This is a genomic window from Methylophaga sp. OBS4 (assembly GCF_026319305.1).
Taxonomy (GTDB): Bacteria; Pseudomonadota; Gammaproteobacteria; order Nitrosococcales; family Methylophagaceae; genus Methylophaga.
On record NZ_JAPDMV010000059.1, the window covers coordinates 1 to 6,423 of the forward strand.

12 protein-coding genes are annotated in these 6,423 nt (G+C 48.7%); 10 read left to right on the plus strand and 2 right to left on the minus strand.

What is annotated here, in order from left to right; genetic code table 11:
- Window positions 1-94 precede the first annotated feature (94 nt).
- Genes hisA through tatC form a run of 8 tightly spaced genes read left to right on the plus strand, consistent with a single transcriptional unit; the run spans window position 95 to window position 3,945 of the window.
- A complete protein-coding gene (gene hisA / locus OMP95_RS12305) occupies window positions 95-844 on the plus strand; it encodes a 1-(5-phosphoribosyl)-5-[(5-phosphoribosylamino)methylideneamino]imidazole-4-carboxamide isomerase (RefSeq protein WP_266329268.1) in 750 nt (249 codons plus the stop codon).
- An 11-nt stretch (window positions 845-855) separates the two neighbouring features.
- The gene (hisF, locus tag OMP95_RS12310) at window positions 856-1,629 is read left to right on the plus strand and encodes an imidazole glycerol phosphate synthase subunit HisF (protein ID WP_266329271.1); all 774 of its coding nucleotides are present in this window, start codon (window positions 856-858) and stop codon (window positions 1,627-1,629) included.
- Entirely contained in the window at window positions 1,629-2,009 is a 381-nt protein-coding gene (gene hisI / locus OMP95_RS12315; protein ID WP_266329273.1) for a phosphoribosyl-AMP cyclohydrolase, read from the plus strand. The genes hisF and hisI overlap by 1 nt, the downstream gene beginning before the upstream one ends.
- Entirely contained in the window at window positions 2,006-2,323 is a 318-nt protein-coding gene (locus OMP95_RS12320; RefSeq protein WP_266329275.1) for a phosphoribosyl-ATP diphosphatase, read from the plus strand. Before hisI ends, OMP95_RS12320 begins: the two co-directional genes overlap by 4 nt.
- On the plus strand, window positions 2,323-2,661 hold the full coding sequence (locus OMP95_RS12325) for a histidine triad nucleotide-binding protein (RefSeq protein ID WP_266329277.1): 339 nt from the start codon (window positions 2,323-2,325) through the stop codon (window positions 2,659-2,661). Before OMP95_RS12320 ends, OMP95_RS12325 begins: the two co-directional genes overlap by 1 nt.
- A 9-nt stretch (window positions 2,662-2,670) precedes the next feature.
- Window positions 2,671-2,910, plus strand: coding sequence for a Sec-independent protein translocase subunit TatA (gene tatA, locus OMP95_RS12330; RefSeq protein ID WP_266329279.1), 240 nt, complete (start codon window positions 2,671-2,673; stop codon window positions 2,908-2,910).
- Window positions 2,911-2,930: 20 nt separating this feature from the next.
- Window positions 2,931-3,215, plus strand: coding sequence for a Sec-independent protein translocase protein TatB (tatB, locus tag OMP95_RS12335; protein ID WP_266329281.1), 285 nt, complete (start codon window positions 2,931-2,933; stop codon window positions 3,213-3,215).
- A complete protein-coding gene (gene tatC, locus OMP95_RS12340; protein ID WP_266329283.1) occupies window positions 3,205-3,945 on the plus strand; it encodes a twin-arginine translocase subunit TatC in 741 nt (246 codons plus the stop codon). Before tatB ends, tatC begins: the two co-directional genes overlap by 11 nt.
- 62 nt (window positions 3,946-4,007) lie before the next feature.
- On the opposite strand, the gene OMP95_RS12345 is transcribed toward tatC, so the two are convergent.
- A complete protein-coding gene (locus OMP95_RS12345; RefSeq protein ID WP_266329285.1) occupies window positions 4,008-4,352 on the minus strand; it encodes a pentapeptide repeat-containing protein in 345 nt (114 codons plus the stop codon).
- A 250-nt stretch (window positions 4,353-4,602) separates the two neighbouring features.
- Here OMP95_RS12345 and OMP95_RS12350 point away from each other — a divergent pair, with 250 nt between their 5' ends.
- Entirely contained in the window at window positions 4,603-4,836 is a 234-nt protein-coding gene (locus OMP95_RS12350; protein ID WP_266329287.1) for a TIGR02647 family protein, read from the plus strand.
- 40 nt (window positions 4,837-4,876) lie between these two features.
- Here the strand turns inward: OMP95_RS12350 and folA are convergent, their stop codons facing one another.
- On the minus strand, window positions 4,877-5,368 hold the full coding sequence (gene folA, locus OMP95_RS12355; protein ID WP_266329289.1) for a type 3 dihydrofolate reductase: 492 nt from the start codon (window positions 5,366-5,368) through the stop codon (window positions 4,877-4,879).
- 317 nt (window positions 5,369-5,685) lie between these two features.
- Here folA and OMP95_RS12360 point away from each other — a divergent pair.
- On the plus strand, window positions 5,686-6,423 hold a 738-nt coding region (locus OMP95_RS12360), incomplete at its 3' end, for a DEAD/DEAH box helicase family protein (RefSeq protein ID WP_266329291.1).

The following is a 6,423-nucleotide window of genomic DNA, read 5'->3' on the forward strand; positions in this document are numbered from 1 at the left end:
ATAGAAGTCAATGGGTTGTCGTGCATGTACTGGAGAATTTTGTAAACTGAGCCGAGCAGTCTTGATTGTTTCTCAACTAAACGGAGAATGATTTATGTTGTTAATCCCTGCCATTGATCTAAAGCAAGGTCACTGCGTGCGTTTGCGTCAGGGGCGGATGGAAGATAATACCGTATTCTCGGAAGACCCGGTTGCCGTTGCTCGCAAATGGGTGGAAGCAGGGGCGAAACGACTGCATATGGTCGATCTGGATGGTGCTTTTGCCGGTAATCCGGTCAATGCGGAAGTCATTCACGAGGTCTGCAAAACCTTCCCTGAATTGGATGTACAGGTCGGTGGCGGTATCCGCGATGAAGAAACCATCGAGGCCTACCTCCATGCCGGTGTTCGTTATGTCATTCTGGGAACTAAAGCCATCAACGCACCGCATTTTGTCGGTGATGTCTGCGCGGAATTCCCCGGCCACATTATTATCGGTCTGGACGCTAAAGACGGCAAAGTCGCCATCGATGGCTGGTCCAAACTCTCCAACCACGATGTGATTGATATTGCCAAGCAGTTCGAACAGGACGGCGTGGAAGCGATTATTTACACTGATATCAGCCGTGATGGCATGATGCAGGGTGTGAACCTGGAATCGACCCGCAAACTGGCCAGCGCCATTCAGATCCCGGTATTTGCCTCCGGCGGTGTCAGCAGCTATGACGATATCGAAGCTTTGTGTGCCTGTGAAGATGAAGGTGTGACCGGCGCAATTCTCGGACGTGCGATTTACGAAGGCAGCATCGATCTGAAGAAAGGTCAGGAGCTGGCCGATCGTCTTAACCCGCCACTGGCGTTTTAACCGGATTCATTATGGGCCTCGCTAAACGCATTATTCCCTGCCTGGATGTCGATGACGGACGCGTCGTCAAAGGCGTGCAGTTCGTCGATATCCGTGATGCCGGCGATCCCATCGAAGTCGCCAAGCGTTACGACTTGCAGGGCGCCGATGAAATCACTTTTCTTGATATCACCGCCACCCATCATGAGCGCGATACCATGATCCACGTAGTGGAAGCGGTGGCCAGTCAGGTATTTATTCCGCTGACTGTCGGTGGCGGTATCCGTACGATAGATGATATCCGTCGTATGCTTAACGCCGGCGCCGACAAGGTTGGCATTAACTCGGCGGCAGTGAAGAATCCGGAATTCGTACGCGAAGCCGCTGAAAGATTCGGCTCTCAGTGTATTGTGGTGGCGATTGATGCCAAACGGGTATCCGCTGAGGGTGACTCACCGCGCTGGGAAATATTTACCCATGGCGGTCGGCAGGCAACCGGCATTGACGCCGTGGAATGGGCCAAAAAAATGGTAGCTTTGGGTGCCGGTGAAATTCTTCTAACCAGTATGGACAAAGACGGTACCAAATCCGGTTTTGATCTGGAACTGACCCGTACCATCAGTGATGCGGTCAGTGTCCCGGTTATCGCCTCGGGCGGCGTCGGCAAACTGCAGGATCTCACCGACGGTATCAAGCTCGGCCATGCCGATGCGGTGCTGGCAGCCAGCATCTTTCACTTTGGTGAACACACAGTGGAAGAGGCCAAACAGCAAATGGCCAGCCAGGGCATTGAGGTTCGGCTCTGATGGCCTGGCTGGATCAGGTAAAATGGAATCAGGATGGTCTGGTGCCCGTTATCACACAGGAGTTTGGAACAAAGCAAGTACTTACTCTTGCCTGGATGAATCGTGAAGCATTAAAGCTGACGGCTGAGACAGGACATGCCGTTTACTGGTCACGATCCAGGCAAAAACTGTGGCATAAAGGGGAACAGTCAGGCCATCAGCAAATCGTCAAATCCATCCGTCTCGACTGTGATAACGATGCGCTATTGCTGGAAGTTGTTCAAAAGGGTGGCATTGCCTGCCATACTGGTCGCCATCACTGCTTTTTCCAGAAACTGGAAAAAGATGAATGGCAGGCTGTCGAGCCGGTTTTGAAAGACCCGCAAGAGATTTACCGATGAGCGATATTATCAATAAACTGGGCCGGGTGCTGATTGAGCGTAAACAGGCCGATCCGGACAGCTCCTATGTGGCCGGCCTCTATCACGCCGGCACTGATAAAATTCTCAAAAAACTCGGTGAAGAAGCGGTCGAGACCGTGATTGCCGGTAAAGGTGGCGCGCGGGACGAAATTATCTATGAAACCACAGATCTGCGGTTTCATAGTCTGGTGTTACTGGCGCATAATGATATCGATCCGCAACTGGTCCTGGATGAACTGGACCGTCGTTTCGGCTTATCCGGGATCGAAGAAAAAGCCAGCAGGGGTAAATAATGAACGATTGTATTTTCTGCAAAATCCTCGCCGGTGAGATTCCTTCCGACATGGTGTATGAAGATGATCAAATCTATGTATTCAAGGATATTTATCCGAAAGCGTCCGTACACTTACTGGTGATTCCCAAAATACATATTGATCGCCTGGATGATCTGACCCAGGAACATCAGGCGCTTATTACCCATATGATGCTTAAACTACCTGAACTGGCGCAGAGCCAGGGCCTCGAAACCGGTTTCAGAACCATTATCAATACCGGTCCCGGCGGCGGACAGGAAGTAGATCACCTGCATTTTCATTTACTCGGCGGCCATAGTCTGCCTGGCTTTAAATAGGAGAGACTCATGGGATTTGGTGGAATCAGTGTCTGGCAGTTACTTATCGTTCTGGTCATCGTCATCTTATTGTTCGGCACCAAGAAAATTCGCTCATTGGGCGGCGATCTGGGTAGTGCGATCAAAAACTTCAAAGATTCAATGCGTGAAGGTCAGCAATCTGCGGATGAAGACAACGCCATTGAACACGACGAAAAACAGCAAAACAGTCAGCACACTGAAAAAGATAAAGACAAACACCCCAGCTAGGTTCAAGCGGTAGCCCTGCCATGTTTGATATAGGTTTCTGGGAAATCCTGCTCATCGCTGTGGTGGCCTTGATTGTGGTCGGCCCCGAACGGTTACCCAAGCTGATTCGTGTAACCGGTCTGTGGATAGGTCGGGCGCAGGCATCGCTGCAATCTATCCGCAACGAAATATCCAAGGAATTACGGGCGGAAGAACTGAAACAGGCGCTCAAACAACCTGACGATATGCCTGATTTGAACGAAAATATCTCTCTCGACGATACCACCCCGCCTTCGCAACATAAGCAGGACACTGATGGAAAATGATGATAATCAGCAGCCGTTGATATCACATCTGATAGAGCTGCGAGATCGTCTGCTGCGCGCGATTCTGGCCGTGCTTATCATTGCGCTCTGTTTGTTTCCGTTTGCTAACGAATTATACATATTTCTGTCGGAACCTCTGCTGAGACATCTGCCGGAAACCAGCTCCATGATTGCTACGGAAGTGGCTTCCCCCTTCCTGACACCATTCAAACTCACGCTGAGCACCGCGATCATGCTGGCAGTGCCGATATTGCTGTATCAGTTATGGGCATTTGTTGCGCCGGGCTTATACGAACATGAACGCAAGATTGTTTTCCCGCTGTTATTCGCCAGCACACTCTTATTTCTGCTGGGTATATTGTTCGCCTATTTTGTGGTGTTTCCGCTAATTTTTGGTTTTCTGACTCAGGCAGCGCCGGAAGGGGTCGCGGTGATGACCGATATCAGCAGTTATCTGGATTTTGTGTTAAAACTGTTTTTTGCTTTTGGCCTGGCTTTTGAAGTGCCTATCGCCACAGTATTACTGGTATGGACCGGCGCTTCAACAGTTGAAAGCCTGAAACAGAAAAGACCTTACATTATTGTCGGCGCTTTTGTGATCGGCATGCTGCTGACGCCTCCGGATATTATCTCTCAGACACTGCTTGCCTTGCCTGTGTGGCTGTTATTCGAACTAGGGCTGCTATGTTCCCGCTGGCTGCCTAAACGGGCACAGGCAGCGGAAGAGTAGAAGCAGCCTCAAAATGCCTTCGCACGCAGAGACAAGGCACAAACCCTATTGTTGAGCCACTTCTAACTGCGGTAACGCATCCTGGTGCCATGTTCCAGAGACAATAAAATCTCGTCTGCACTCAGCTTGTCGGGGAAATAGACGCCCGAAATCTTGGCAGCATGAATACTGGCGCCCTCCAGACTGACACATTGCGAAAAATCAATGCCGCGCAAATCAGCCTGCCGGAAATAACTGTCAGAGAAATCCAGTCCCTGTGCCTGCAATCCCTGCAGGTTCAGATGACGAAAATCACAACCGGTTAAGTCCACCTGTTCACCAGCCGCCACTCGCTGATTGAACTCCTCTACCTTACCGTCCCTTAACAAACGATACAGAGGATTATCTGAAATAAGCGGTGCCGTCATTGTCCTTACCTCCCCTATAGCAAGTCATAAGGTTACATCCGCAGACCCAGACTTGTATACCATCTTGCAAAAGAATCACTATTCCAGTGATGTTATGCCGTTAATAGAGCAGCTTCTTGTCTCGCTGATATCGTGCCTTTCCAGGCGCCACGGCTATAACTCTGCAAAATAATTCTCACAGCCCGCGTTTTCAGTGCCGGTTTATATGCTATTTTAGCTTGAAACCATCCCCCGCAAAGAGGCGTTGAATATGACTATCAAACAAAACCTGATTGATGAAATTGAAGTGCTGCTGCAATTTCCGCTGGAAAGTACTCAGGAAGGCATCAAAATTCATAACACCGCTAGGGAAGGGCTTATCAACGCCGCTCAAAGCCTGTACAACAAAGGGCTTATTACCCAGGATGATGGCGGCTATCTGACCGATCTCGGTTACGAAACAGCAGAACACCTGCAGCATGCTTTAAGAATTATTACATCCTGAGATCTGTTGACGAGTCGTTGTCACCCGTTGGCAGCTATTTTTAAGATTTACGGCGTTCCAGCAACATAAAGCTGTAATCAAACTCGTTTTTTTCGTCCGCCTGGTGGTCGTCACAACTGAGCAGTTGCCAGTCATTTTCATCCCAGGCAGGAAACCAGGTATCCCCTTCAAGCCGGGCATGAACTCGCGTTAAATAAAGCCGGTCGCAGCGTGGCAACAGCTGTTCATAAAGAGAAGCACCGCCCATCACCATGACTTCCTCAGCATCCTGACAGGCCGACAACGCCGCTTCAGCTGAATGCACAACCTCACAGCCTTCAGCTTGATAATCCGGCTGACGGGTCACAATAATATTTCTCCGTCCCGGTAACGGCCTGCCAATCGATTCATGGGTATTACGCCCCATAATAAGGGGTTTACCCATGGTGGTACGGCGAAAAAACTGTAAATCGGCTGAAATCTTCCAGGGCAAATCATTATTTTTGCCGATCAATCCCTGCTCATCCATCGCTACAATAATTGCTATTTTCATCTTTAGCGCTCTTAAAATTTATGGCTAAGCATAGCAGCTCGCAAAAATTCATCCGAATCAATAATCCTTTTTTGGCTGCGGTATATGTCCTGTATAAAGGCGATATAAGATCGATCACAAGCTGTGGATAACTTTGCCTGTGGATAACTCACGTTTTTATCCACAAGATATCGCTTGCGCACGATCAATGTTATCAACAGCATCTGATCAGGATAAGATGCTGAATAAAATAGTGTTATCAGATTCATGCAGATATCAACAGGCATAAATCATTAACATCATCAAAAAAATATTCTTTCTTTCTTATTGTTTATTTAATGACCAGCATTGTTCACATCGCAGTACCTTGTCCACTCAGACAGCTTTTTGATTACCTTGCCGATGAACCCGTCGACACGTGGCAAGCCGGTATGCGCGTCAAAATCAGTTTTGCCAACCGCTCCTGTATCGGCATTGTCATGCAGGCCAGTGCCGTCAGTAGCGAAACCGATATCAGTAAACTAAAAAAAATCGAAGCAAAACTGGATCAGACACCGTTAATCCCCGATGAGCTGATGCAAAGCATTGTCTGGGTGAGCCGTTATTATCACCATCCGTTAGGAGAATGCTTTCAAGCGGCATTACCTAAACAACTGCGGCTGGGACAAGATGCTCAGCTGCAGCAGGAAGCCTGGTGGTCAAAAACCGAATATGAAACCGAAAAAAAGTTGGGGCAGAAACAGCAACAGTGCTTGGCGTTAATGGAAGATTATCCGGACGGTATCAGTCAATCGGCATTAAAAAACCAGCTGGGTAATATCAGCAGCACCTTAAAAAGCCTTGAAGATAAAGGCCTGATTAAACAAACTCAGCAAGCCCGTTTACCTATCCCACGCTCTGAATTGGCGCTGCCCTGTAAACTCAATGAGGAACAGCAACAAGTCGTCGACCAGATCTGGCAACGCCATAACGCATTCCATCCTTTTTTACTGCAAGGCATTACCGGTAGCGGTAAAACGGAAGTGTATATTGAACTTACCCAACGCATGCTGGCTGAAAATAAACAGGTCTTAATT